This window comes from Mesorhizobium sp. M0074 (assembly GCF_040322975.1).
Lineage (GTDB): Bacteria > Pseudomonadota > Alphaproteobacteria > Rhizobiales > Rhizobiaceae > Mesorhizobium.
Genome location: NZ_JAMYUM010000001.1, coordinates 176,768 through 202,074 on the forward strand (window position 1 = coordinate 176,768; position 25,307 = coordinate 202,074).

At 63.8% G+C, this 25,307-nt stretch carries 22 protein-coding genes, 1 tRNA gene and 1 pseudogene; 16 read left to right on the forward strand and 8 right to left on the reverse strand.

Annotated elements, in window-relative coordinates; all coding sequences use genetic code 11:
• Positions 1–6: 6 nt before the first annotated feature.
• Positions 7–1,686 (forward strand): formate--tetrahydrofolate ligase, encoded by a 1,680-nt coding sequence (locus NKJ73_RS00925; protein ID WP_023679514.1) that lies wholly within the window; start codon positions 7–9, stop codon positions 1,684–1,686.
• A 78-nt stretch (positions 1,687–1,764) separates the two neighbouring features.
• Here the strand turns inward: NKJ73_RS00925 and NKJ73_RS00930 are convergent, their stop codons facing one another.
• Entirely contained in the window at positions 1,765–2,412 is a 648-nt protein-coding gene (locus NKJ73_RS00930) for a cysteine hydrolase family protein (RefSeq protein ID WP_352568024.1), read from the reverse strand.
• Positions 2,413–2,540: 128 nt separating this feature from the next.
• Here NKJ73_RS00930 and NKJ73_RS00935 point away from each other — a divergent pair, with 128 nt between their 5' ends.
• The 3 genes from NKJ73_RS00935 to NKJ73_RS00945 all read left to right on the forward strand — a co-directional run bounded on the left by NKJ73_RS00935 (position 2,541) and on the right by NKJ73_RS00945 (position 4,703).
• The gene (locus tag NKJ73_RS00935) at positions 2,541–3,530 is read left to right on the forward strand and encodes a helix-turn-helix domain-containing protein (protein ID WP_352568026.1); all 990 of its coding nucleotides are present in this window, start codon (positions 2,541–2,543) and stop codon (positions 3,528–3,530) included.
• Between the two features lie 187 nt (positions 3,531–3,717).
• Complete coding sequence (gene parS, locus NKJ73_RS00940) at positions 3,718–4,197, forward strand: type II RES/Xre toxin-antitoxin system antitoxin (RefSeq protein ID WP_502898015.1); 480 nt, start codon at positions 3,718–3,720, stop codon at positions 4,195–4,197.
• Positions 4,194–4,703 carry an RES family NAD+ phosphorylase gene (locus NKJ73_RS00945; RefSeq protein ID WP_352568027.1) on the forward strand — a complete coding sequence of 170 codons (510 nt, stop codon included), beginning with the start codon at positions 4,194–4,196 and terminating at the stop codon, positions 4,701–4,703. Before parS ends, NKJ73_RS00945 begins: the two co-directional genes overlap by 4 nt.
• A gap of 58 nt (positions 4,704–4,761) precedes the next feature.
• Here the strand turns inward: NKJ73_RS00945 and NKJ73_RS00950 are convergent, their stop codons facing one another.
• Positions 4,762–5,319, reverse strand: a complete 558-nt coding sequence (locus tag NKJ73_RS00950) for a sugar O-acetyltransferase (protein WP_352568028.1) — start codon at positions 5,317–5,319, stop codon at positions 4,762–4,764.
• Positions 5,320–5,466: 147 nt separating this feature from the next.
• On the opposite strand from NKJ73_RS00950, the gene NKJ73_RS00955 reads away from it, so the two are divergent.
• From NKJ73_RS00955 to NKJ73_RS00965, 3 genes are all read left to right on the forward strand, one after another.
• Positions 5,467–5,928: a membrane protein gene (locus NKJ73_RS00955; RefSeq protein ID WP_023679520.1), complete on the forward strand. Its 462-nt coding sequence runs from the start codon at positions 5,467–5,469 to the stop codon at positions 5,926–5,928.
• On the forward strand, positions 5,925–7,301 hold the full coding sequence (locus NKJ73_RS00960) for an FAD-containing oxidoreductase (RefSeq protein WP_352568029.1): 1,377 nt from the start codon (positions 5,925–5,927) through the stop codon (positions 7,299–7,301). The genes NKJ73_RS00955 and NKJ73_RS00960 overlap by 4 nt, the downstream gene beginning before the upstream one ends.
• Positions 7,302–7,402: 101 nt before the next feature.
• Entirely contained in the window at positions 7,403–8,452 is a 1,050-nt protein-coding gene (locus NKJ73_RS00965; RefSeq protein WP_352568030.1) for a M14 family metallopeptidase, read from the forward strand.
• A 14-nt stretch (positions 8,453–8,466) separates the two neighbouring features.
• On the opposite strand, the gene NKJ73_RS00970 is transcribed toward NKJ73_RS00965, so the two are convergent.
• Complete coding sequence (locus NKJ73_RS00970; RefSeq protein WP_352568032.1) at positions 8,467–9,237, reverse strand: isocitrate lyase/PEP mutase family protein; 771 nt, start codon at positions 9,235–9,237, stop codon at positions 8,467–8,469.
• Positions 9,238–9,557: 320 nt separating this feature from the next.
• Here NKJ73_RS00970 and NKJ73_RS00975 point away from each other — a divergent pair, with 320 nt between their 5' ends.
• Together NKJ73_RS00975 and NKJ73_RS00980 are read left to right on the forward strand one after the other, a co-directional pair.
• Positions 9,558–11,747, forward strand: a complete 2,190-nt coding sequence (locus NKJ73_RS00975; protein WP_352568033.1) for an anthranilate synthase — start codon at positions 9,558–9,560, stop codon at positions 11,745–11,747.
• A gap of 32 nt (positions 11,748–11,779) precedes the next feature.
• Positions 11,780–12,709 (forward strand): cation diffusion facilitator family transporter, encoded by a 930-nt coding sequence (locus NKJ73_RS00980; RefSeq protein ID WP_502894484.1) that lies wholly within the window; start codon positions 11,780–11,782, stop codon positions 12,707–12,709.
• Between the two features lie 230 nt (positions 12,710–12,939).
• Here NKJ73_RS00980 and NKJ73_RS00985 read toward each other — a convergent pair whose 3' ends face one another.
• Positions 12,940–14,022 (reverse strand): hypothetical protein, encoded by a 1,083-nt coding sequence (locus NKJ73_RS00985; protein ID WP_352568034.1) that lies wholly within the window; start codon positions 14,020–14,022, stop codon positions 12,940–12,942.
• A 101-nt stretch (positions 14,023–14,123) separates the two neighbouring features.
• On the opposite strand from NKJ73_RS00985, the gene NKJ73_RS00990 reads away from it, so the two are divergent.
• The 6 genes from NKJ73_RS00990 (at position 14,124) to NKJ73_RS01015 (ending at position 20,758) form a co-directional block, all read left to right on the forward strand.
• A complete protein-coding gene (locus tag NKJ73_RS00990) occupies positions 14,124–14,582 on the forward strand; it encodes a DsrE family protein (protein ID WP_352456435.1) in 459 nt (152 codons plus the stop codon).
• A 171-nt stretch (positions 14,583–14,753) separates the two neighbouring features.
• Entirely contained in the window at positions 14,754–15,551 is a 798-nt protein-coding gene (locus NKJ73_RS00995) for an SDR family NAD(P)-dependent oxidoreductase (protein WP_352568035.1), read from the forward strand.
• A gap of 49 nt (positions 15,552–15,600) precedes the next feature.
• Positions 15,601–15,909, forward strand: a complete 309-nt coding sequence (locus NKJ73_RS01000) for a putative quinol monooxygenase (RefSeq protein ID WP_352450553.1) — start codon at positions 15,601–15,603, stop codon at positions 15,907–15,909.
• Between the two features lie 272 nt (positions 15,910–16,181).
• A complete protein-coding gene (locus tag NKJ73_RS01005) occupies positions 16,182–17,270 on the forward strand; it encodes an AbrB family transcriptional regulator (protein WP_352568036.1) in 1,089 nt (362 codons plus the stop codon).
• 186 nt (positions 17,271–17,456) lie between these two features.
• Positions 17,457–19,544 carry a TonB-dependent siderophore receptor gene (locus NKJ73_RS01010; protein ID WP_352568037.1) on the forward strand — a complete coding sequence of 696 codons (2,088 nt, stop codon included), beginning with the start codon at positions 17,457–17,459 and terminating at the stop codon, positions 19,542–19,544.
• Positions 19,544–20,758, forward strand: a complete 1,215-nt coding sequence (locus tag NKJ73_RS01015; RefSeq protein WP_352568038.1) for an MFS transporter — start codon at positions 19,544–19,546, stop codon at positions 20,756–20,758. Before NKJ73_RS01010 ends, NKJ73_RS01015 begins: the two co-directional genes overlap by 1 nt.
• A gap of 257 nt (positions 20,759–21,015) precedes the next feature.
• On the opposite strand, the gene NKJ73_RS01020 is transcribed toward NKJ73_RS01015, so the two are convergent.
• The gene (locus NKJ73_RS01020) at positions 21,016–22,092 is read right to left on the reverse strand and encodes a siderophore-interacting protein (protein WP_352568039.1); all 1,077 of its coding nucleotides are present in this window, start codon (positions 22,090–22,092) and stop codon (positions 21,016–21,018) included.
• 204 nt (positions 22,093–22,296) lie between these two features.
• Positions 22,297–22,382, reverse strand: a tRNA-OTHER gene (locus tag NKJ73_RS01025).
• A 78-nt stretch (positions 22,383–22,460) separates the two neighbouring features.
• Here NKJ73_RS01025 and NKJ73_RS01030 point away from each other — a divergent pair.
• Positions 22,461–22,580: pseudogene (locus NKJ73_RS01030) on the forward strand (IS5/IS1182 family transposase); the annotation flags it as partial.
• 30 nt (positions 22,581–22,610) lie between these two features.
• On the opposite strand, the gene NKJ73_RS01035 reads toward NKJ73_RS01030, so the two are convergent.
• Both NKJ73_RS01035 and NKJ73_RS01040 read right to left on the reverse strand, forming a co-directional pair.
• Positions 22,611–23,387: an esterase family protein gene (locus NKJ73_RS01035; RefSeq protein ID WP_352568040.1), complete on the reverse strand. Its 777-nt coding sequence runs from the start codon at positions 23,385–23,387 to the stop codon at positions 22,611–22,613.
• A 4-nt stretch (positions 23,388–23,391) separates the two neighbouring features.
• Positions 23,392–24,558 (reverse strand): ATP-grasp domain-containing protein, encoded by a 1,167-nt coding sequence (locus NKJ73_RS01040; protein ID WP_352568041.1) that lies wholly within the window; start codon positions 24,556–24,558, stop codon positions 23,392–23,394.
• Between the last annotated feature and the right edge of the window lie 749 nt (positions 24,559–25,307).

Here is a 25,307-nt window from a genome sequence, read left to right on the forward strand (position 1 = left end):
TCGTCCATGGCCGAAGTGAAGTCCGACATCGAGATCGCGCGCGGCGCCAGGAAGAAGCAGATCCAGGAGATCGGCCAGAAGATCGGCATTCCGAGCGAACATCTTCTGCCCTACGGCCACGACAAGGCGAAGATCTCGGCCGAGTTCATCAAGTCGGTGAAGGGCAACAAGGATGGCAAGCTGATCCTCGTCACCGCCATCAACCCGACACCGGCCGGCGAAGGCAAGACGACGACGACGGTGGGCTTGGGCGATGGCCTCAACCGCCTCGGCAAGAAGGCCATCGTCTGCATCCGTGAGGCTTCACTCGGACCGAATTTCGGCGTCAAGGGCGGTGCCGCCGGCGGCGGCTACGCGCAGGTTGTGCCGATGGAGGACATGAACCTCCACTTCACCGGCGATTTCCACGCCATCACCACCGCCCATAATCTGCTGTCGGCGCTGATCGACAACCACATCTACTGGGGCAACGAGCTCGGCATCGACACCCGCCGTGTCGTCTGGCGCCGCGTCATGGACATGAACGACCGGTCGCTGCGCGAGATCATCTGTTCGCTCGGCGGCGTCGCCAACGGTTTCCCGCGCGAGGCCGGTTTCGACATCACAGTCGCCTCGGAAGTCATGGCCATCCTGTGCCTGTCGACCGACCTGAAGGACCTGGAAAAGCGCCTCGGCGACATCATCGTCGCCTATCGTCGCGACAAGTCGGCCGTCTATGCCCGCGACCTCAAGGCCGACGGTGCGATGGCCGTACTCTTGAAGGACGCCATGCAGCCCAATCTCGTGCAGACGCTGGAGAACAACCCGGCCTTCGTGCATGGCGGCCCCTTCGCCAACATCGCGCATGGCTGCAACTCCGTCGTTGCCACGACGACGGCGCTGAAGCTTGCCGACTACGTCGTCACCGAAGCCGGTTTCGGCGCCGATCTCGGTGCCGAAAAGTTCTTCGACATCAAATGCCGCAAGGCCGGCCTGAGGCCCGCCGCGGCGGTCATCGTCGCCACGGTTCGCGCCATGAAGATGAATGGCGGCGTCAAGAAGGAGGACCTCGGCAAGGAGAACGTCGAGGCGGTCAAGAAGGGATGTGCGAATCTCGGCCGCCACATCGAGAACATCCGCCAGTTCGGTGTGCCGGCTGTGGTCGCCATCAACCATTTCTACTCCGACACAGAGGCCGAGATCCAGGCGATGAAGGACTACGTTGCCTCGATGGGCGAAGAGGCGATCCTGTGCAAGCACTGGGCCCAGGGATCGGCCGGCATCGAGGAACTGGCCAAAAGAGTCGTGGCATTGGCCGAATCCGGCGCGTCGCAATTTGCCCCGCTCTATCCCGACGCCATGCCGCTGTTCGAGAAGATCAACACCATCGTCCAGCGCATCTATCGCGGTTCCGAAGCGATCGCCGACAAATCGGTGCGCGACCAGCTCCACGCCTGGGAGCACGCCGGCTACGGTCATTTGCCGGTCTGCATGGCCAAGACGCAATATTCCTTCTCCACCGATCCGAATCTGCGCGGCGCGCCGACCGGCCACACCGTGCCGGTGCGCGAGGTCAGGCTGTCTGCCGGCGCTGGCTTCGTCGTCATCATCTGCGGCGAGGTGATGACCATGCCCGGCCTGCCCAAAGCGCCATCCTCGGAAAAGATTTTCCTGAACGAAATGGGCCAGATCGAAGGCCTGTTTTAGGGATAATCAATGCTCGAACGGCAAAGGGCGCCGCAACGCTGCGGCGCCCTTTTTGGCGACTTCGCGACGAGCTCGTCCCTAAGCCGCGCTTCGCGCCAGCGCGCGCTGGTTGGAGGCATAGGGTGTGTCGTGCTGGGGTACCACGCCGGTCTTCAGGCAATCGATCCACTCGGCGGTTTTGAGAACGGCCGCGAAGCGCGACTGCAATACGACCGTCACGACGCGATGGATTTCCTCCCCCGAAGCGTAGCCGGCGCTGTTGGCGTACGGCAACGATCCCGTTGCGTCCGACAGGAACTCGACCTCAAAACCCATATGCACGGCGTGGATGACCGTCGACAGGTCGCAATTATGCGTCATGTAGCCGATGACTGTGATCGTATCGATAGAGTTGGCGCGCAGCCACTCCTCGAGGTCCGTGCCGGTGAAGGCGCTGGGCAAGTTCTTTTCGATGTAGTGGTCGCGGTTTCGCCTGGCGATTTCCGGGTGCAACTCGGCTCCATGGCTGCCCTTGGCGAAGACCGGTGAGGTTTCCGGCGCCAACTGTTTGATGACCACCACCTTGACGCCTGCCTCGGTGGCCGCATCCATCGCTCGCGCCACATTGACGACGCTGTCGCGGAAGGGCGGATGCTGGATGGCGAGGTTGCCGCCGTCATAGTCGTTTTGAACATCGATGACGATGAGGGCGCGGCGTGGAGCTTTGCCTTTGGCTGGTTGCGACATGGGGTTTTCCTTTCCCGTTGGACATTGATGGGTGGACGATAAGCTCGGCACCGGATTGCAAAAAGTGTCCCGATTGACATTATTCGAAAGAATTGGGACAATCGGCCTCACCCGTTGCTGGAGCTCCCATGACCGATCCTGCCGTTGCCGCCATCGCCTTCGATGGCATCAGCCCGTTTCATCTCTCCGTGCCGTGTCTCGTGTTCGGCGCGGATCGCACGGAGCTCGGCCTGCCGCGCTTCGACTTCCGGGTCTGCGCGATTGAGGACGGGCCGATCCGCACCGATGCCGGGCTGACCATCAGCGTCCCGCACGGGCTTTCCACGCTCGATGACGCCGACATCGTCATCGTGCCAAGCTGGAAGGATCTCGGGAGCTCGCCTCCAGCCGCATTGATCGACGCGTTGCTTGGCGCGCACGAGCGCGGCGCGCTGATCGTCGGACTGTGCTTGGGAACGTTCGCTGTTGCGGCGACCGGACTGCTTTCGGGGCGGCGAGCGGCGACGCACTGGGCCTACGCGGATCAGCTGCAGGAACTCTATCCCGACATTCTCGTCGAACCGGAAGTGCTCTACATCGACAATGGCGATGTCGTGACATCCGCCGGTGTCGCCGCCGGGCTCGACTGCTGCCTGCACGTCGTACGGGCTCGTTACGGCGCGGAGGCGGCACTTCGCCTTGCCCGGCAGATCGTGCTTTCTCCGCACAGGCAGGGCGGGCAGGCGCAATTCATCGAACGTCCCATCGCCAGGACCGGCAATGCGGACCGCTTCACCCAGGCTCTCGAAGCGGTGCGCAAAACCCTGGGTGAGCCGCACAGTCTGGACAGCGTTGCCGGTCACGCCGGCCTCACCCGCCGGACGTTCACGCGCCGTTTCCAGAAAACGATCGGCACCAGTTTCGGCGACTGGCTGACCGACCAGCGCGTCCAGCTGGCGCAACGGCTGCTGGAAGCAACGGAAAAATCGATGGACACGGTTGCCTTCGAGGCCGGCTTCGGCAGCGCTACCTCGCTGCGCCAGCATTTCGCAGCGCGCCTCAGAACCTCGCCGGCGCAGTACCGGCGCGAATTCTCGAAGAGTGCTCAGGAGGAGCGCGTGGCGCACATGCCGAGGTGAAATTCGGCTCGCGCTCGATTCCAGGGCAATCGCTTCAGTGCCGACGTTGGACTGCCATCTGGCCCGAGTAGGCTATCTTTTCTCTCGAAGCGATTGCCCTGCTCTCGATCCTGTCGTGCTTGAAAGGCTCTGCGTCATCTGTCATATATTAAAGCGACAGATGACGCGAAGAGGGCTCGCCGTGGCGATGGCATTGGAAAAGGCTGCGCCAGCAGCAAAAAACAATGAACTTCAGAAGGTGGCGAAATTGCTAGGCGGCAGCCGCATTCTGGCAAGGCGCCTCAGCAGCGCATTGGATGCCCACGAGTTGCTTCTGCACGGCCTGCCGGCTTCAGCGCTGGACCATCTTATCGGGCAACTCGTCTTCATCCAGAAGACCGATTCGCTCGGAAAGGCCGTCGGCATGAGCCTGCGCACCTACCAGCGCCGCAAGGATGCTCCGTCCAAGCCTCTCAGTCAGGACCAGAGCGGACGCACCTGGAAGTTCGCGGAGATCCTGTCGAAAGCTACCGACGTGTTCGGTTCGCAGGCGGAGGCAGAGCAATGGCTGGAGCGCCCGGCGATTGGGCTCGACCAGCGTCGTCCAATCGACCTTCTGGCGACGCCGGCGGGGATCGAGCTTGTAGAAGACTATCTGGAACGGCTTGAATATGGCGTTTATGCATGACGCCGCTGCCGGCGGCGCTTGGTGGCTCCGACCTCATCGGATGGCGCCTCGATCAAGCCCCGTTTGCGCCTACATGGGATAGTGGCGAGGGCGCATACAGGGTGGGCGGACGCTGGAACAGCAAGGGCGTGCGCGCCGTCTACTGCTCGATCGATCCGTCGACTGCGATCCTCGAGGTTGCGGTCCATAAGGGCTTCAGGGCGCTCGACACGATTGCGCATGTCATGACGGCAGCAATCGTCAGCGATGTCGCGGATGTGCATATCGTCGACCCCGCCGCCGTGCCCAACCCCAACTGGTTGCGCCCGGGCATTCCGAGCTCCGGGCAACAGGCGTTTGGCGACGATCTTCTGCAACGGCACCGGTTCGTGGTGATTCCGAGCGCGGTATCGCAGCGTAGCTGGAACCTGATCTTCGACGCGAGCCTCGCCAGAGGGGCATACGCCATGAAGACCCAGGAGGCGTTTGCGCTCGACACACGGTTGCATCCACCTCCGGCCAAGTGACATAGCCGCCCCCATGTCCATCAGAACGAGGACGTGACCGGCAACAGAAGCACGGTGCTCAGTTGTTGCTGATTACCCGTGCCGGATTGCCGACCACCGTGGTGTTCGCCGCCACGTCGCGCGTCACCACAGCACCGGCGCCGACGATGGCGCCATCGCCGATCCTGACTCCGCCGAGGATGACGGCACTGCCGCCGATCCAGGCATTGTCGCCGATCTCGACCGGCCTGGCGATCTCCAGCCCTGCCTGCCGCCCCGCAGCCTCCTTGTGGTGCTCGGCGCAATAGATCTGCACATTCGGGCCGAGCAGCGTTCCCTTGCCGATGCGCACTGGCGCCGTATCGAGAATGATGCAGCCGGCATTGAGAAAAACGCGGTCGCCGAGAAAGATGTTGAAGCCATAGGCGCAGTGGAACTGCGCCTCGATCCGGGCGCCCTCGCCCGCAGCGCCGAGCAGCGTCCGCAATCCAGGCCCGATATCGCCACGCTGCCGGGGTGGCAGGCTGTTGTGCTCGAACACCGCGTCTCGCGCCGTGATGCGCAACGCCTCCAGTTCCGGATCGAGGCAGCAATACCACTCGCCCGCCGCCATTTTCATGCGTTCGCTTCCGGCCATGGCTGCAACTCCAGTTTCAACTTTGCCAAAGCACAAGTGGTGAAAAAACGGAAGCGCCGGCGGCGACACCACCTCTGGTCAAATACCGGACCTATGGTAGCTTGCCCTCTCGGACCTGTCCCAAGCCGGCCATCGAGGGGATCAATCATGCTGTACATTTTTGCACTCCTGATTGGCATCGTTGCCGGGCTTCGCGCCATGACCGCGCCCGCCGCCGTCGCCTGGGGCGCCTGGCTTGGCTGGTTGCCGGTCGCGGACACCTGGGCGAGCTTCATGGGCCACTGGATCGCCGTCGGCATCTTCACCATCCTGGCCATCGCCGAACTGGTCACCGACCAGCTGCCCTCGGCGCCGAGCCGCAAGGTGCCGCAGCAATTCGGCACGCGTATCGTCTTGGGCGCTTTCACCGGCGCGGTGATCGGCGCCACCGGTGGCGCCATCATCGGCGGCCTGATCGCCGGCGCCGTTGGCGCGGTGATCGGCACGCTGGGCGGCGCCGAGGCGCGTAAACGCCTGGCCGCCGCCTTCGGCAAGGACCCGCCGGCCGCCTTCATCGAGGACGCTGTGGCGATCGTCGGCGGGCTTCTGATCGTGGCGGCGGTGGCATGACGGCAAAGACATTCGACGCCATTATCGTCGGTGCCGGGCAGGCCGGCCCACCGCTCGCCGGCAGGCTGAATGCGGCCGGCATGAGCGTGGCGCTGATCGAGCGAAAGCTGGTCGGCGGCACTTGCGTCAACACCGGCTGCACGCCGACCAAAACGATGGTGGCAAGCGCTTATGCCGCGCATCTCGCCCGCTCCGCCGCGGATTACGGGGTGACGCTATCCGGTCCCGTCGGCGTAAACTACAAGGCGATCAAGGCGCGCAAGGACAAGGTCTCCAACGACGCCCGCGGCAATCTCGAAGACTGGATTGCCGGCATGGACAAATGCACGCTCTATCGCGGCCATGCGCGCTTCGTAAGCGCCAACACGGTGCGCGTCGGCGACGATCTGCTGAGCGCCGAAAAGATATTCCTCAACACCGGCGGCCGCGCCTCGGTGCCCGACCTGCCCGGCATCGACGGCATTTCTTACCTGACCAATTCCTCGATGATGGATCTCGACGTGCTGCCGCGCCATCTCATCGTTGTCGGCGGCAGCTATGTCTCGCTCGAATTCGCGCAGATGTTCCGCCGCTTCGGTTCCGAAGTCACGGTCATCGAAAAAAGCCCGCGTCTGATCGGTCGCGAGGACGAGGATGTCTCGGACGCCATTTTGTCGATCCTCGAAAACGAAGCCATTGCCGTCCATCTCGGCGCCGACGACATCCGCTTCGCCAGGCGAGGCAACGAAATCGCCGTGACCTTCTCGCCAGGCAAGGCGGCTGCGGTCGGCTCGCATGTGCTGCTGGCGCTCGGCCGCACGCCAAACACCGACGATCTCGGCCTCGACAAAGCCGGCGTCGAGGTCGACAAACGCGGCTTCATCGTCGTCGACGACCAGTTGCGCACCAGCGTGCCCGGCATCTGGGCGATGGGCGACTGCAACGGCAAGGGCGCCTTCACCCACACCTCGTACAACGATTACGAGATCGTCGCCGCCAACCTGCTCGACAACGATCCGCGCAAGGTCAGCGACCGCATCGAGGCCTATGCGCTCTATATCGACCCACCACTCGGCCGCTGCGGCATGACCGAAGCCGCGGTAAGGAAATCCGGCCGCCGCGCCTTGGTCGGCCAGCGGCCAATGACCCGCGTCAGCCGTGCAGTCGAAAAAGGTGAGACGCAAGGCTTCATGAAGATCCTGGTCGATGCCGACACCAACGAGATCCTCGGCTGTTCGGTGCTCGGCCCGGGCGGCGACGAGGCGGTGCACTGCGTGCTCGACCTGATGTATGCCAAGGCGCCGGTCAGCACGCTGGCGCGCGCCGTGCACATCCACCCGAATGTCTCGGAGCTTCTGCCGACCATCGCCCAGGAACTCAAGCCGCTGGTGTGACGGCCGGGTAGAATCGTGCGCCCATGGCGGCGCCGGCTGGACCAATCGACAGCCCAGCGGCAAAAGGGCATGTGTTCCGCCTCTTCTCCCGGAGGCATCCCATGCAGAAGTCCATCGAACGCGTCGCCGGCGACAGCGAAGGCGTTTCCTACGAATTCCCCGTCTTCCGCTTCGCCGGAACGGACAAGACGGCGCCTTCCGTCTATCTGCAGGCGGCACTTCATGCCGGCGAATTGCCGGGCGTCGTCGCCATCGACACGCTGATGCCGATGCTCAGCAAGGCGGAAGCCGAAGGCCGCATCACCGGCAATATGACCATCGTGCCCTGGGCTAATCCGATCGGCCGCGCGCAATATCTTTACGGCGACCATCAGGGCCGCTTTCATCTAGGCACGCGCACCAATTTCAATCGCGGCTTTCCGCGGCTCGCCGCGCCCGACCTCACGCTGCTGCCGGCGCACGGCACGGTCGACCAGCGGCTGAAAACGCGGCTGCTGCAGCTCTCCATCGGCCACGACATCGTGCTCGACCTGCATTGCGACGATGAGGGCCTCGCCTATCTTTACGTCCACACCAGCCTGTGGCCGGCCATGGCGGATTGTGCAGCGGCCATGGGCGTCGATGCGGTGATGCTGTGGGACGAAGACCCCGACGGCACCTTCGAAGGCGCCTCGATCATGCCGTATCAGAACGTTCCCGCCGACGTCGCGTGCCTCGACCGGCGCGTCGCCACCACCGTCGAATATCGCGGCATACTCGATGTCGACGGCGCCCACGCCGGCGCCGATGCCGAAGGGCTCTACCGGCTGCTGGTGGCGCGCGGCGTCATCCAGGACCAGGCGCTGCCCGCGCCTGGCAGCTTCGTTGGGCTCGTCGCGCCGCTCGAAAACATCGAGATGATGCCGGCGCCCCGCTCGGGCGCGATCCTTTACGACGTGAAGCCGGGCGACCGCGTCGCCAAGGGTGCGCGCCTTGCCACCATCGTCCACGCGCCCGGCGAGCCCGACGGCCGCACGGAAGTGTTGGCGCCGCAGGCTGGCCTCATCCTGACGCGGCGTTCCCGCCGCATCATCCGCGCCGGCGAAGACCTCTTGAAGCTGGTCGGCGACGGGACGAGCGCCGATGCAAGGTCGGGAACGCTGGACGACTGACGCACCCCGCCAGGCTACCCCGAAATCGCCTGTCGCGCCTTGGCCTCCAGCCATTCGGCCATCTGCCGGTACGGCACCGGACCATGGCTCACGCGGGCGACGCCGAGTTCGGCAAGCCTCTGGCGCGGCGGCACATGCGCCAGGGCAATGATGTTGACCGGCAATGCCGTTGCCTCGCAGAGCGCCTCGATCAGGCCTTCATCGGCAAGCCCAGGCGCAAAGAAGCCATGCGCTCCGGCCCTTTCGTAGGCGTGCGCCCGCTCGATCGCCTGATCGAGAAGAGCCTTGTCGTGCGCACTCGGTTTAGTCTTCAGGAAAATGTCGGTTCGGGTGTTAATGAAGGCCGGAATACCCGACGTCTTCACCGCCGCTGCAGCCGCTTCGATCCGCCTCACCTGTATGGCGATGTCGTGCAGCCCACTGCCGCCGACGATCTGATCCTCGAAATTAAAGCCGACGGCTCCAGCCTGCACGGCGAGCGTCACGCTGCGGGCGACAACCTCCGGAGCGACCCCGTAACCCCCCTCGAGGTCCATGGTTACCGGCACATCCACCGCCGCAACGATGCGTTTGATGTTTTCGAGCGCCAGTTCCAACGGGATTTTCTCGCCATCGGCGAATCCGAAAGCGGCCGCGACCGGCCAGCTTCCGGTGGCGATGGCCTTGGCCCCTGCTTTCTCGATGATCTTGGCGGAGCCTGGGTCCCAGGCATTGTAGAGGACAATCGGGTTTCCCTTGACATGGAGGGAATGGAACGTCCGTGCGCGGTCGAACTGCTGGGTCATTTGATGTTTTCCCGTCTTCCTGCTGTTTGATGCAGAGTCTAGGCAGGACTGCCGGTCTTGGCCATGTGCCATGGGTTGCGAAAGCGGCAGCCACCCCACAGACTTTCAAACCTGTTGCGCATACCGCTTTTCGCGGCTATGGATTTCGCCATGAATATGCGTTCGATCAAGACCATTTGGTGGTGGGCTCGCTGACAGCGGCCTGTTCGAACGCGTTCGCGTGACAATAGAGGGTGGCCGCAGCGGAATGTCCGGGCGGCCATTTGTTTTTTCAAGCCATTCCCGGGTCCGTTGCCCCAAAGACGCTGATGGAGACGGCAATGACGACGAAAATTCTGGAGAATGGCGCCGAGCGCTTCGTCACGGCGGGTGGCGTGGCGATTACCCGCCAGCGCCATGACCGGCCTTACGAGGGGGCTATCGACGGCTATGTCGATGGCCTGAATTCGCGCCGCGGCGCCGTGTTCTCCTCGAATTACGAATATCCTGGCCGCTATACGCGCTGGGATACCGCCATCATCGATCCGCCGCTGGTGATCTCGGCACGCGGCCGCGCCATGCGCATCGAGGCGCTGAACCGCCGCGGCGAGGTGCTTTTGCCGGTGATCGGCACGGTGCTTGCCGGCCTTGACGATGTCACGATCGCCGAGACGTCGAATAAACTCATCCGCCTCGAGGTCGCCAGGCCCGGCCGTGTCTTCACCGAAGAGGAACGCAGCCGCGTTCCCTCCGTCTTCACCGTGCTGCGCGCCATCACCGCTTTGTTCAAGACCGAGGAAGACGCCAATCTCGGCCTCTATGGCGCCTTCGGCTACGATCTCGCCTTCCAGTTCGATCCGGTCGACTACAAGCTCGAGCGCAAGCCAAGCCAGCGCGACCTCGTGCTGTTCCTGCCCGACGAGATCCTCGTCGTCGACCATTATTCGACCAAGGCCTGGACCGACCGCTACGACTATTCCGGCGATGGCTTCTCGACCGAAGGCCTGCCGCGCGACGAAATCGTCGAGCCGTTCAGGACCGCCGACCGCATCCCGCCGCGCGGCGACCACGAGCCCGGCGAATATGCCAAGCTGGTGCGCAAGGCGATGAAGAGCTTCGAGCGCGGCGACCTGTTCGAAGTGGTGCCGGGGCAGATGTTCTACGAACGCTGCGAAACCCAGCCCTCCGAGATTTCCCGCAAGCTGAAGAGCATCAACCCTTCGCCCTATTCCTTCTTCATCAATCTCGGCGAGGGCGAATATCTGATCGGCGCCTCGCCGGAAATGTTCGTGCGCGTCAACGGCCGCCGCGTCGAGACCTGCCCGATCTCCGGTACCATCAAGCGCGGCGACGACGCCATCTCCGACAGCGAGCAGATCCTGAAGCTGCTCAATTCGAAGAAGGACGAATCCGAACTCACCATGTGCTCGGACGTCGACCGCAACGACAAGTCGAGGGTCTGCGAGCCGGGCTCGGTGCGCGTCATCGGCCGCCGCCAGATCGAAATGTACTCCCGCCTGATCCACACCGTCGACCACATCGAGGGGCGGCTGCGCGAAGGCATGGACGCCTTCGACGCCTTTCTGTCGCATGCCTGGGCGGTCACCGTCACCGGCGCGCCGAAATTATGGGCCATGCGCTTCATCGAGCAGAACGAGAAGAGCCCGCGCGCCTGGTATGGCGGGGCGATCGGCATGGTCAATTTCAACGGTGACATGAACACCGGCCTGACGCTTCGCACCATTCGCATCAAGGACGGCATCGCCGAGGTGCGCGCCGGCGCCACGCTGCTCTTCGACAGCATTCCCGAGGAAGAAGAAGCCGAAACCGAACTGAAGGCATCCGCCATGCTCTCCGCCATCCGCGACGCCAAATCAGGCAATGCCGCCAGCACCGAACGCAGCACCGCGCGTGTCGGCGACGGCGTCAACATCCTGCTGGTCGACCACGAGGACAGTTTCGTCCATACGCTCGCCAACTATTTCCGCCAGACCGGCGCCAACGTCTCGACGGTGCGCACGCCGGTGCCGGACGAGATCTTCGACCGGCTGAAGCCAAACCTGGTCGTGCTGTCGCCCGGCCCCGGCACGCCGAAGGACTTCGACTGCGCCGCCACCATCAAGCGGGCCCGTGCGCGCGACCTGCCGATCTTCGGCGTCTGCCTCGGGCTGCAGGCGCTGGCCGAGGCCTATGGCGGCGAGCTGCGCCAACTGCACATCCCGATGCATGGCAAGCCGTCGCGCATCCGCGTGTCGAAGCCGGGCATCATCTTCTCCGGCCTGCCCAAGGAGGTGACGGTCGGCCGCTATCATTCGATCTTTGCAGATCCGGTGCGGCTGCCCGATGGTTTTGTCGTCACCGCCGAGACCGAGGACGGCATCATCATGGCCTTCGAGCACCGCAAGGAGCCGATCGCCGCAGTGCAGTTCCACCCGGAGTCGATCATGACGCTCGGCCACAATGCCGGCATGCGCATCATCGAGAACATTGTCGCGCACCTGCCGCGCAAGGCCAAGGAAAAGGCCGCTTAATTCGAGGGCTCAGCGTTGGGATCTTTTCCCCAGTGACCGCGGCAGAAATCAAAGCCGCCGCCAGGCAGAAGGTCGCCAGCCTCGCCTTCTGGTCGATCGTCGTCGCCTGCGTCGTGCTCGGCCTGAAGCTGGTGGCCTGGTACGTCACCGGTTCGGTCGCGCTTTATTCGGACGCGCTGGAATCGATCGTCAACGTCATTGCCTCGGCCGCCGCCTATTGGGCGATCCAGGTCAGCTACAAGCCAGCCGACCAGGACCATCCGTTCGGCCACCACAAGGCCGAGTATTTCTCGGCCGTCCTCGAAGGCGTGCTGATCGTGCTTGCCGCCTTGCTGATCCTCAATGAGGTCTGGTGGTCCTGGCAGCATCCTGCGCCGCTGGAACAGCCATGGACCGGCCTTGCCGTCAATGGCGTCGCAACGGTCATCAACGCCGTCTGGGCCTTGACGCTGATCCGCACCGGCCGAAGCGAAAAATCGCCGGCTCTCGTTGCCGACGGCAGGCACATCATGACCGACGTGGCGACCTCGGTCGGTGTGTTCATCGGCCTGGTCGGCGCCGTACTGACCGGCTGGCAGGTTCTCGATCCAGCTCTTGCGGTGATCGTGGCGCTGAACATTCTGTGGCAGGGCTGGCACGTCATCGGCTCGTCGATGAACGGGCTGATGGACCGCGCCGTCGACACCCAGGAACATATCCGCATACGCGACATCATCTCGGCCAATTGCAAGGGCGCGCTCGAGGTCCACGACCTGAAGACGCGCATCGCCGGCCGCGCCACCTTCATCGAGTTCCACCTGGTCGTCGACGCCGACATGTCGGTCGGCGCCAGCCACGTCATCTGCGACCGCATCGAGGACGCGCTGCAGGCAGAGATCCCTTCCGTCCGCGTCATCATCCATGTCGAGCCCGACGACGAGGCGAAACTGCCCAAGGGCACGACGGCCGTGCCCTTTGCGTGAGGTGGCGGCGGGACGCCGCCATCCAAAACCTTGAGATCGGCGGGACAGCACCCCCCTCTGTCCTGCCGGACATCTCCCCCTCAAGGGTGGAGATTGGATGTCGCTTTGGCTTTCGCCAATCTTCAAAGAAGAACGCTGTCGGTGAAGCTGCCGATCTCCCCCCTTGAGGGGGAGATGTCCGGCAGGACAGAGGGGGGGTGCTGTCTCGCCGGCATCGCGTCTCTGAACTGCTAAAGCCCGCAGGCAGCCTGCGGCATCGGCTCCAGCCGGTAGACCTTGTCGTCGGAGCTGGTGTCGTCCTCCGCCGAGCACAAATCGATGATCGGCAGGCCGCTGTTCGGGTTGGCCAGCATCATCGTGCCGTTGGCGCCGCGGCGAAGGAAGACCTCCTTTTGCGCGATATCGCAGGAGGCAGCACCCGTCTTCGCGCTCGCCGCGCAGCGCCATTGGTCGCCCTCGCCCTGGCAGTTGTAGACCTGCGTGACCTTGGCCGATTTCTGCCGCGTGGTAACCGAAACGGCGATATCGGCGCCGCTTGGCCAATTGGCCGGATCGCCCTCCTTGGCGAAAGACGCCAGCTCGACCGGTCCGCGGAACACCCTGATCGACTGGGTCAGTTGGTCTGGATGCGAGCCGAGATGCGCGGCGTCGTAGTCGCGTCCGTAGCAGAAGGGCTGGTCCGGCTTCAGCCGCTCGCGCAATGGCGGGCCAAGGGCCGGGTCGATCGGGTCGATGCGCGCGAACTCCGCCTTGCAGGTGGCGGCCGGCATCGGGTCGAGCCTGAAGCCGTTGTCGTCCTTGCCCAGCGCCTGCCTTTCGTACTCCGCCTTGCCGAGCTCGTCTTCCGATCCGGCGTCGAGATAGAGGTCGGGCTGCACGTCCGAGACGATCAGCCGGCCTTTGTCGTCGACCTTCAGCGAAGCCATGGTGCGATCGCAGTCCATGCCGCAGCGGATCGGGCCGGTCTTGCCGTCCTCCGACTCATGACTGCACCAGCCGCCGAGCCATTCAGGCGCCTCGGCGCCGCGCACCGTCGTCGCCATGAAGCCATTGTAGGAGGAATCGATGCCGGCGCTTGGCTCCTCGTTTGGCCGGCTGACCGGATCGCGGCCGTAATAGAAGAAGATGCGCGTCACCTTCTGCTGCGGATGCGACTTGAGATGCGCGGCGTCATAGACGCGGCCGAAGCAAGCGTCCTTGCCGTCGGGGCTGAGCTCGGTGAGTTTGAGCGTGTCGTCGGCGAAAGCAGCACCGGCGACGGCGGCAAGCAAGGCAACCCCAACTCCGGCGCCCATCACGGTCCTTGATATCATGCTGGCTCCCCCTGCCCCGACAAGACGTGGCTTCAATTTATGCTAGGATTGAGGCCGAGGCCACGCAATTTGCGCCGGCCGGATAAATGGGAGATGAAGCCATGCGACGCCGCGATATTTTCCGCGTCGGTCTTGCCGGGGCCGCCGGGCTTTTCGGGCTGCGCCCCATCAAGGCCGCAGCTAGTGAAGTCAAGCCGGCGGCTGCCGAAGAGGAAAGGCAAAAGGTCGCCTATCATCTCAGCGACCTCGACAAGGTCAATTTCGTGCTCGGCAACATCAAGAACCACTTCGAAGGCACCGACGGCAAGGTCGACATCGCGCTTGTCGTGCACGGCCCAGCACTTGCCGCCTTCAAGTCGAAGGGCATATCGGCCGCCATTTCCGGGCGGTTCGCCGGCCTTGTCCAGGATGGGCTTAGCCCGCACGCTTGCGCCAACACCATGCACGGCATGGATATCGGCCTGGCCGACCTGCTCGACGGCTTCCATGCAGCCGACAGGGGCGGCGTCGTCAAGCTCGCCGAATTGCAACGCCAGGGCTACGCCTATCTCAGGCCATAAGGCAATTCCAGGAAAAGTGTGAAACGGTTTTCCGTCCGGAATTGCGTCAAGACAAAGAGGGAGCGGTTCGCCGTTTCCGTGAAACGGTGAACCGCTCTAAACTTTTACGGACTTGAACGCGAGGACTGCGAGGGCCTACGAAGAGCAGGCAGAGTCCCCGGAGGAATAGACGTGCCAGCCACCACCACCCTTGTCAGCCCCTCTCTGGTCATCCCCGACCTTGCCGGAAAGGCGGTCCTGGTCACCGGCGCCTCGACGGGCATCGGCGCGGCGCTCGCACTCGCCTACGCCGCGCAGAAATGCCGCGTCGCGCTGCATTACAATTCGAGCCGCGCGGCTGCCGAAAACCTGGCCGCGACCATTCGCAACGGCGGCGGCGACGTGTTCCTCGCCCAGGGCGATTTCTCGATCCCCGCCGATGTCGAGCGCGTCGTCGAGGACAGTGCGCAACATTTCGGCCGGCTCGACGGCCTCGTCAACAATGCCGGCGGCATGCTCGGCCGCGTGCCCTATGCCGGGCAGACCGAGGCGCATTACGACGCGGTGATGGACCTCAACGCGCGTTCCGTGCTGACAGCTTCGCGCAAAGCAATCCCATGGCTGAAGCGGCAGGGCGGCTTCATCGTCAACACCTCCTCGATCGCCGCGCGCAACGGCGCCGGTGGCGGCGCCGGCCTTTACGGCTCGGCCAAGGCCTTCGTCTCCAACGTCACGCGCGGCATGGCCAAGGAGCTGATCGGTTTCAACATCCGCGTCAACGCGGTGGCGCCCGGCACGATCGCGACACCTTTCCACGAGCGCTACTCGACCGACGACCAGATGAAAGGCATGATCGCCACCATCCCGCAGGGCCGCGCCGGCACCGCCGAGGACTGCGTCGGCGCCTATCTGTTCCTCTCCTCCGATCTGTTGAGCGGCTACATCATCGGCCAGGTGATCGAGGTCAATGGCGGCCAGTTGATGCCGTAGGCGACGAACTGCATACTCCTGGTTGCGTCATCTCAACGGAGCAAAGCGAATGTACGGACTGATCGGCAAGATGCGGGCGATGCGCGGCCAGCGTGACGCAATGATGGATATCCTGCTCGCCAGCACCGGCGCCATGCCCGGCTGCCTGAACTACATCATCGCCACCGACCCGGCCGATGCCGACGCGATCTGGGTGACCGAAGTGTGGACCGACGCCGAAAGCCACAAGGCTTCGCTGCAGCTGCCCGAAGTCCAGGCGGCAATCGCCAAGGCACGGCCGATCATCGCCGGCTTCGAGTTCCAGGTGGAGACGCATCCTGTTGGCGGGTTCGGGTTGCCGGCGGTGAAGGCGGGATAGAGGGAGAGGCCGGCAGGACAGCGCCCCCCTCTGGCCTGCCGGCCATCTCCCCCTCAAGTGGGGAGATTGAATGTCACTTCGGCCTTCGCCAATCTTCAAAGAAGAGCGCTGTCGACGAAGCTGCCAATCTCCCCACTCGAGGGGGAGATGTCCGGCAGGACAGAGGGGGGCGCGAAGGATCGCTACGGATGGTTGGTGCCATTACCACCCAAGCCCTTTTCCGCGCAAAAAGGGGTTCGCATTTTTTCGCCACCGGTCTAAGAGCCCCATCTATGGATTCTTCCCCGAACCCGCCGGCCATCGAGCACCTGGCGCGGATCCACAGGGCCTGGCAGTGGCCGGTCCTGGTGGTGGTCTCGGTGCTGTTTGCCGGCGCGCTGGAACTCGCTGCCCTGCCCGCCGCGCTCTTGATCGGACCGATGCTGGCGGCCATCGCTGCCGGCACCAACGGCGCCACGGTGCGCGTGCCGCGGGTTCTGTTCGGCTCAGCCCAGGCGGTCGTCGGCTGCTTGGTCGCCAGTTCCATCTCGGCCGATATCTTTCCCGTCTTCTACAAGGAATGGCCGCTGTTCCTTGGCGTCGTGATGGCGACGGTCGCGGCATCCAGCCTGCTCGGCTGGCTGATTAGCCGCTGGCGCATCCTGCCCGGCACCACCGCGGTCTGGGGCTCGTCGCCGGGCGCCGCCACCGCCATGGTGCTGATGGCCGGTGCCTTCGGCGCCGACCAGCGCCTCGTCGCCTTCATGCTGTATCTGCGCGTCATCTGCGTCTCGATGACGGCAGCCCTGGTGGCCAAGCTTTGGGTCGACACCTCAGGCATCGAGGTGCCGGCCATCGTCTGGTTCCCGCCGGTCGATCCGCAGAGCTTGGCCGCAACATTCGGCGTGGCGCTGGTCGGCGGCCTCGCCGGAAAGCTTTTCCGGCTGCCGTCGCCGTTTTTCCTCGGCACCTTCATTTTCGGCACCGTGATCCATCTCGGGCTCGGCGTGACCATGCAGTTGCCACCCTGGCTGCTTGCCTTGAGCTATACGATGATCGGCTGGAGCATCGGCCTGAATTTCACCAGGGCCATTTTGCGCCACGCGGCCCGCGCGCTGCCGCAGATCGTCGGCTCGATCATTGCCCTGATCGTCTTTTGCGGCGGCCTCGCCTTCCTGATCAGCCGCCTCCTCGGCATCGATCCGCTGACCGCCTATCTGGCAACCAGCCCCGGCGGCATGGACAGCGTCGCCATCATCGCCGCCGCCGCGCAGCATGTCGACATCTCCTTCGTCATGGCGCTGCAATCGGCACGCTTCCTGATCGTGCTTCTGGTCGGCCCAAGCGTGGCGCGGCTGGTGGCGAGAAGCCTCAAACCATAGCAGCTTGCCTCTCCTTGATTCGCAGCCGGTTTTCCTGAAACCGGTCGCACTTTGCTGCCGCCGACCGTATCGGGCCAGCACGCGCACGAGCTCAAAAAATAACTTGACTCAAATACTCAGATTTGAGAGCCCCCTTCCGTCAATGTTGTACGGAAGAGTGGAGACGAGTTGATGCGGATAGGGACGATGACATGGCTCCTGGGGATATCATTGCCGGGCAGCATGACCCTGCTCGGCCTGTCCGCGCCGGCTCACGCCCAGGACCAGGGCGGCGTCACCGTTCTCAACAAGATCGAGGTCGATGCCGAGAGCGACGAGATCCTCGTGCAAGACGGCTACGTCGCCAAGAAGGACCGCATCGGCACCAAGACCGACACGCCGATAGTCAAGATTCCGCAAGCGGTTTCGGTTGTGACGCAAAAGCAGATCGAGGACCAGAAGCCACGCACGCTGAACGAATCGCTCGGCTATGTCGCCAGCGCCAATCCGAACAGCTTCGGCTTCGACACCCGCTATGATGCCTTCTTCCTGCGCGGCTTCCAGGCCTTTTACAACGGTATGTTCCGCGACGGGCTGCGCCAGTACAACGGCCCCTCGGCCTGGTTCAAGACCGAGCCCTACGGCATCGAAGGCGTCACCATCCTGAAGGGTCCGGCCTCCTCGCTTTACGGCATCAGCGGTCCGGGCGGCATCGTCAATCTGGTCACCAAGCGCCCCAAGGAAGAACAGTTCCGCGAAGTCGAAATGCTGCTCGGCGCACACAATCGCTTCCAGGCCGCACTCGACGCTTCCGGCCCGGTGAACGAAGACGGCAGCATCCTCTATCGCTTCACCAGCCTCGGCCGCACCAGCGATACCGACCTGCCCGGTTATCCCGACGACAAGATCTATCTGGCGCCGGCAGTCACCTTCAAGCCGGATGAGGACACCAAGCTGACCATCCTCGGGGAATATTCGAAATCCGTCACCGGCGGCACCGCTGCCTTCTACAATTCAGGTGGCGCTCTAACGAACCTCTACGAGGGCGATCCCGCCTGGAACGACTTCGACCAGACCCAGGGCCGTATCGGTTACGAGTTCGAGCACCGTTTCAACGACGTGCTGACCGTCCGGCAGAACCTTCGCTACAGCGCCGTCGACAGCGACATCGAGTACAGCGGCCATTACCCGGACGGCCCGGATCTGAAACGCTACTGGGGCCACTACACCGAGACCATGAAGAACTTCGTCGTCGACAACATGGCGCAGTTCGAATTCGATACCGGCCAAGTCAGGCACACGGCGGTAGCCGGCATCGACTACGCCTGGTCCAATTATGACGCCGGCAGCGGTATCTCCTATGTCTCCGTCGACGACATCAAGGCTGCTCCGGTTCCTTACTATGGCGGGCAGGAGATGAACCAGCTCGGCGCCTACCTGCATGACCAGATGGAGTGGAACGATTTCACCCTGTTCGCCAGCGGTCGCTACGACTGGGCCGACACCACCTCGACCGCCGCCGACTTCACCAAGTCCAAGCAGGACGACAGTGCCTTGTCCGGCCGGCTCGGCCTGTCTTACCAGACCGAATGGGGCATCACGCCCTATATCAACTATTCGACGTCGTTCTCGCCCAATATCGGCTTCGTCTATGACGATGTCAGCAGCCCTGTCGGTCGCGTCGCCCGTCCGACCATTGCGACGCAGAAGGAAATCGGCGTCAAATACGAATTTGCCGACTATAACGCCGCCGTCAGCGCCGCTCTGTTCGACATCGACCAGAAGGATGGCGTCGTCTTCGACGCCTCGACCGGTATTAACAAGCAGCGCCAGCTCGACCTGAACTCGCGCGGCGTCGAGCTGGAAGCCAGCGCTTCGCTCGACAACGGTCTCAGCATACTCGCCTCCTACACCTATCTGCGCGTGAAAATCGAACGCGGCGCCACGGGAACCGCAGGCAAGGAACTGTCGGCGACGCCAAATCACATCCTGTCGCTCTGGGGGCAGTACCAGTTCGAGGACGGCACGCTGCAGGGGCTCGGGCTGGGCAGCGGCGTTCGCGTCGCCGGCTCGAGCTATGGCGATGACACCAACACCTTCAAGAACGACGCGCGCGCCTTCGTCGACGCCTCGCTCTCCTACGATTTCGGCTACCGCAATCCCAAACTCGAGGGCGTGAAGCTGCAGGTGAACGCCAAGAACCTGTTCGACACTCAAAAATCCATCTGCTCGGCCGGCTATTGCTACCGCGACGAGGGCCGCTCGCTGTTCGCTAGCCTGCGCTACCGCTTCTGATGTCGATCGCCGTTTCCAGCCGGGCATCGACGCCTGTCGCGATCGTCCTGGCGATCGGCGGGCTCTATGTCGCGCAGAGCGTGATCGGCGGCATCACCTGGGCGGGCCTGCCGGCGGTGATGCGCGACCAGGGCCTGCCGCTCGACCGGATCGGCCTGGTCTCGCTGATCGCGCTGCCATGGGCGCTCAAGTTTCTATGGGCGCCGGCCGTCGAGCGCTATCGGCTGCCGCCGGTCGGCAAGAACCGCACCGGCACGATCGTAGCCGCCGGTGGGCTCGTGTCCATCGCCGGGCTGTGGGCCGTCGGCGCGCTCGGCCCGGAGGCCTGGTGGCCGGTTCTGGCCTGCCTGACCATCGTCGCCTTCGCCGCCTCGACGGTCGACATTGCCTGCGATGGTTTCGCCGTGCAGAGCCTGGCTAAGGAAAACCACGGCTGGGGCAATGCCGCGCAGGTCGGCGGCGCCTATCTCGGCTCGGCCATCGGCGCCGGCCTGTTTCTGTTTCTGGTCGACGCTTATGGCTGGCGCATCGCCGTTTGGGCGATGGCTTTGCTGCTCCTGCCGCTCGGCCTGCCCTTCCTGCTTGGCGTGGCCAACCGCGCGCGCGAGGAGACGCGCGAGCATGTTCCCAGCCTCCTCGACGCGTTGAAGCGTCACGAAATTCGGCGCGGCCTGGCAGCGTCGGCCATCTATGTCCTGGCCCAGAAGGCGGCACTCGCCATGCTCGGACCATTCCTGATCGACGCCGGGCTCGACCTCTCGATGGTCGGACTTGTCAACGGCGTCGGCAGCATGTTCGTCGGCCTGGCTGCCGCACTCGCCGGCGGCGCTCTCGTCAAATGGTTCGGCCCGCGCAACGTGCTCGTCCTGGCGCTTTTCCTGCAGGCCGGATCGCTGTTCTTCTTTTCGGTCTTCGATTTTCTTGGTGGCTTCTCGACCACCGCTTTGATGGCCATCGCGGTGCTCAGTTCGTCCGGCTTCATGGCTCTCGGTTTCGTCGCGCTTTACGCGCAGTTCATGCGCTGGTCAGATCCAAGACAGGCGGGCGTCGACTTCACGCTGTTCCAGTGCATGGACGCACTGGTGAGCATGGCCGGCGGGATCGCGGCCGGCTACGCCGCGCAGTATTTCGGCTATGGCGCGTTCTTCGCAGGCGCCGGCCTCGTCGCGCTTCTGGCCGCCCCGGCGATCGCCTTCGTATCCGACCGCCGGTGACCCCGCCCGCCCTTGTGCAGCAGGGGAATCGCATATGGAAGTTTGGGGCATTTGCCAGGCCGCGTACCCCCACCCCTAACCCCTCCCCACAAGGGGGTGGGGGACGATGCCGCTGCTGTTTCGGCTAGAATCGTCGAAGTTTGCCGCTGAGTGGCGCTGCCGCAAAAGTTCCCCTCCCCCTTGTGGGGAGGGGTTAGGGGTGGGGGTCTTCTTCGCAAGAATCCATATGCGATCCTCTGCCCCCGAGGGGCGGTGCACTATTCTTCGCCGCCGTCCGCCGCTTGCGTCCCGCGGCGCCAGTAGGCGGTGACCAGATGCCGGTCGCGCGGCACACACCATTCCTTGCGGACGATCCTGCGGATCTCGCGGAAATCGCCGAACTCGCATCCGGCCCAGACATAGAGATTGTCGGCAAGCGAGGTCCGGCTCCGCTGCCGCAGCACCGCCGGCAACAGGCTGGCTGTGCCAGCCTCGCGCCCATGCCGATATAGCCAGGTGACGGCAACGGTCTCGCCCGCGGCCAGCGCGATCCGGTCGTCCGGGCCGTCGACCTCAATGAACGCTTCGGCGCGGGTTGACGGCGAAAGCTGCTCCAGCATCCTGCCGATCGCCGGAAGCGCGGTGTCGTCGCCGAGCAGCAGCAGGTTTTGCGCCTCGGGCACGCCGCCCCCACCCGGTCCGATCATGCCGATGACCTCGCCGGCAACCGCCTTTTCGGCGAAAGCGGCCGCCGGCGTATCCATACCGGGGTGGAGGACGAAATCGACATCCAGCCAGCCACTTGCGGCGTCCAGCGCCCGGATCGTGTAGACGCGAACGACAAGCGCGTCCTCGCCCGACGGCCAGACCATCAGGCCGTCGGCGCCCATCGACGGCCACACCGGCAGCCTGCCGCGCGGCGGCAGCAGCAGCCGCACATGCAGGCCGCCACGGCCAAAGCGGCCGAGATCGTTGCCGGTGAAGCGGACGCGCTGCATATGCGGAGAAATCCGCGTCGAGGACAGCACCGTGATCTCGCGGAAGAACACCGGCGTGCCGGCATCACTGCCGTCGCCCTGCCAGGCGATGCCCCTGGTCGTGCCGAGATGTTGCGAAAAATGGCCGGCGACCGCCATCTTCATGTAGGACAGGCAGGTTTCATCCTCGGCCGCGACGCGGATCAGCACGTTGTCGTCACCGAGCGTCGCTTTCAACGAGCCGTAGTGCGTGCGAAATTCCCAATGATCGGCAAGGCCGGTATCGATCTCGGATTCGCCGTGCTCGGCGCGCAGCCTGTCCATCACCGACCGGATGACGGCACCGCTGATCCGGGTTTGCGCACTCAATTGCTCCATCGCTCAGCCTTTCGGTGCCATTTGAACCCGAGCTCGCCATACGGCGTCCTCGCCACGCCGGAATGCCACAGCCGGCCCGCTGTTTCCACTAAAAGATGATAAGTATAGTCATGTTTTGAAATCAGGCTGAAGGGAAGTCCATTTGCAGGCCGCATCACCTAAATATCGACATGCTCTAGGTCGTGAACTCGTAAAGCGGGGCGTCGCCAGCGGCAGGGATCGAACCCGCACCTGAGCCAAGAGGCTCAGGATCACTGTGGTGATACGTTTACCAATTCCGTCACGCTGGCACCTGCCTCGTAGCGCAAATTTGCGCGGATCGCCATTCGAGGCTTCTCTTGTGGCGTCCGAGCCGATTCAGCGTCGGCATGAGCCGATACGACCTGCCCGACTTCGAGTGGCGCGTGATCGAGCCGCTCCTGCCCAACAAGCCGCCAGGCGTGCCGCGTGTGGATGACCGCCGCGTGCTGAACGACATCTTCTCAAGGCGACTGTGGCTGCGCTTATGAGTCTACGGCCTAATCCAGCCGGTGCATCAGATCGTCGTCCAGCCAGCGGGCGAAGAAATAGACCAGTTGCTTGTGCCACCACGGCCATTCATGGGCGACATCGCCGCCCCAATAGTCGACCCAGGCCGGAATCGACTTGTCACGCAGGATCTGTTCCAGCGCCTGCGTATCGGCCAGCATCCGTTCCTCCCAGGCACCCTGCCCGCAGCAGAAGATCAGCCGCAGCGCCTTCAGCCTGACGAGCAGCCCCGGATCGACGATACCGGGCAGGTAGTCGAGCGGCGAGTTGAAGAAAATCTGTCCGTCGAGCGCGCTGCCGAAGAAATCGTGGGTCGAGTAAACCCCCGACAGCGCGATGACGCCGCTGGCCAGCTCCGGAAAGCGGAAGACGAAATTCGACGAATGATATCCGCCCATCGAGCAGCCGCAAAACAGCGGCTTCAGCGTACGCCCGCCATTGGCCTCGGCCGCGACAGACAGGAGTTCCGGCAGCGCCTCTTCGCGCACATAGCGGAAATACGCTTCATGCCGGGCGATGCGATGGGCCGGCTCGGCATGGCGGTCGAAGAAGGATTCCGCATCGATGCCGTCCAGCGTGAACAACTGGATGCGACCGGTGTCGACGAACTCGGCGAGAGCCGAGACCGCGCCGGAATCCTCGAACTGGTAGAACCGCCCTTGCGAAGTCGGGAACACAACCACGGGTCGGCCGGCATGGCCGTAGCGCTTGTATTCCATGTCGCGGCCGAGGTTGCGGCCAAAACCCTTGTGGTAGGAAACGTCCATCGCCTCACGCCTTTTCCGCATGGATGTAGTCGACCGCCCGGCGCAGCGCCTTCGGGTCGGTGGAGCGCAGCTGATAGGCGTAGTTTCCCATGGCGCGGCTGAAAACCTCCTCAATGGCGTGATGATGGACGATCATGCCGCCATGGGCGGCCAGCACGTCGGCATGGCTGTGCATATAGTTGAGGTGCCGCTTGCGGCTGGCATAGGCGGTGAAATACTTGCCCCTGTAAGGGCCGCCGGCGGCGTCCTTGACCACCATGTCGGCCCAGGCGGCATAGACATCGATATCGAAGGTGTAATTGATGGCATCGGTCATCCAGGCGCCAGGCGGCCGCATGTTGACCTCCAGCGCGATGACCCGGTCGTCCCTGGTTTCGAACAGCTCGATGTGGAAGAAGCGCTCGCGCACGTCGAACGCCTTGAGGATTTTCCTGCCGGCCTCCTCGACCGCCCGGCTGATCTCGGGAAAACAGACATAGCTCATATGGCGGTCGCGGTTGACCACCTCCATGACGCTCTGGTCGTAGCGGTGGCTGGCGGCCAGCACCACCTCGCCGTCGCGGTTGACCAGCCCGTCATAGGTCACCACCAGCCCTTCGATGAATTGCTCCATGACGAAGCTGACGCCTTCCGGCTTGTCCCTGAAGAAGCTGTCGAGTTCGCCGGCGTTGGAGATTTTGAAAGTGTTCGAGGCGCCGGAGCCGGAATCCGGCTTCACCACCACGGGATAGCCGACACGGCGGATGAAGGTCATGGCGCCGGCGCGGTCGGAGCACTTGCGTTGCGGGATGGTTTCGACGCCGCTCTTGCGGAAGAACGCCCGCATGCGGCTCTTGCGTTTCAAATTCTTCACGAAGTCGAGCTTGGTGCCGAAGATGTTGAAGTCGGTGCGGATATTGGCTTCCAGCTCCAGCCAATGCTCGTTGAGCGATTCGAACCGGTCGACGCGGCCCCATTTGTGGATGAAATGGCCGATCGCCCGGAACACCGGCTCGTACTCCTCCATGTCGTCGATGCGGTAATATTCCGAAAGGGCTGCCTTCAATTTGCCGTCCAGCGCATCGAACGGCGCGTCGCCAATGCCGAGCACGGTGGCGCCGGCCTTCTTCAGCCGGTCGCAGAAATCGGCGCCATTGGCTGGAAAATGCGGCGAGAAGAACACGAAGTTCATGGACGATCCCTCCCGGCGGCGAGCCATTGCACCCCCGCCGACAATCGACTCTGGCGCATTTGCCGGGCTCGGGGAAGAGCAACTGGATCAGGTGAGCGGCTGGGTCCGCGAAAGGTGACGCCAAAACCGTGAAATAAAAAACCCGCCTCGACGGCGGGTCCTCGGCGCCAGTCAGCACCATACCCAAATTAGTAGCATAGCTGCCGGCACAAAGCAAGAACAAAGTTGCTGTAATCAGGAAAAATCGCTTCATGTCGGCGCCGCGCCTTCATTGCAGCTTGGGTTCCTCGCCCCACGAAAGTGGGGAGAGGTGGCTCGGCGAAGCCGAGACGGAGAGGGGACTGCGCCCTACGAACGCCCCCTCTCCGGCCGCGGAGCCTGTCCTCGGGCTTGCCGAAGGCAAGACCCGTGGGCGGCCACCTCTCCCCCGCTTCGCGGGGCGAGGAACCCAGGTCTTGAGAGGCTGGATCGGCAGCTTCACCCACCTCCAATGCTCCCACTTGCCTCGCTTTGCCCGCTCCTGTATGAAATCCGCCATGAGCCCGCGCGCCACCTCTTTTGCGTCCCGTCCGACCGGCATTGCCGGCCAGACCGTCCGCGCGCTCGCCTCGACCCTGCTGCTTCTCGGCCTTATCGGCGATCGCCGGGTTCGCTGAAGGAGCGCCCGGCGGTCGAATTGCCGCTCACGCGCACGCTCCTTGGCCAGTCACAAATTGGCACGTCACATCAAGCGAACGAAATTCTGGTAA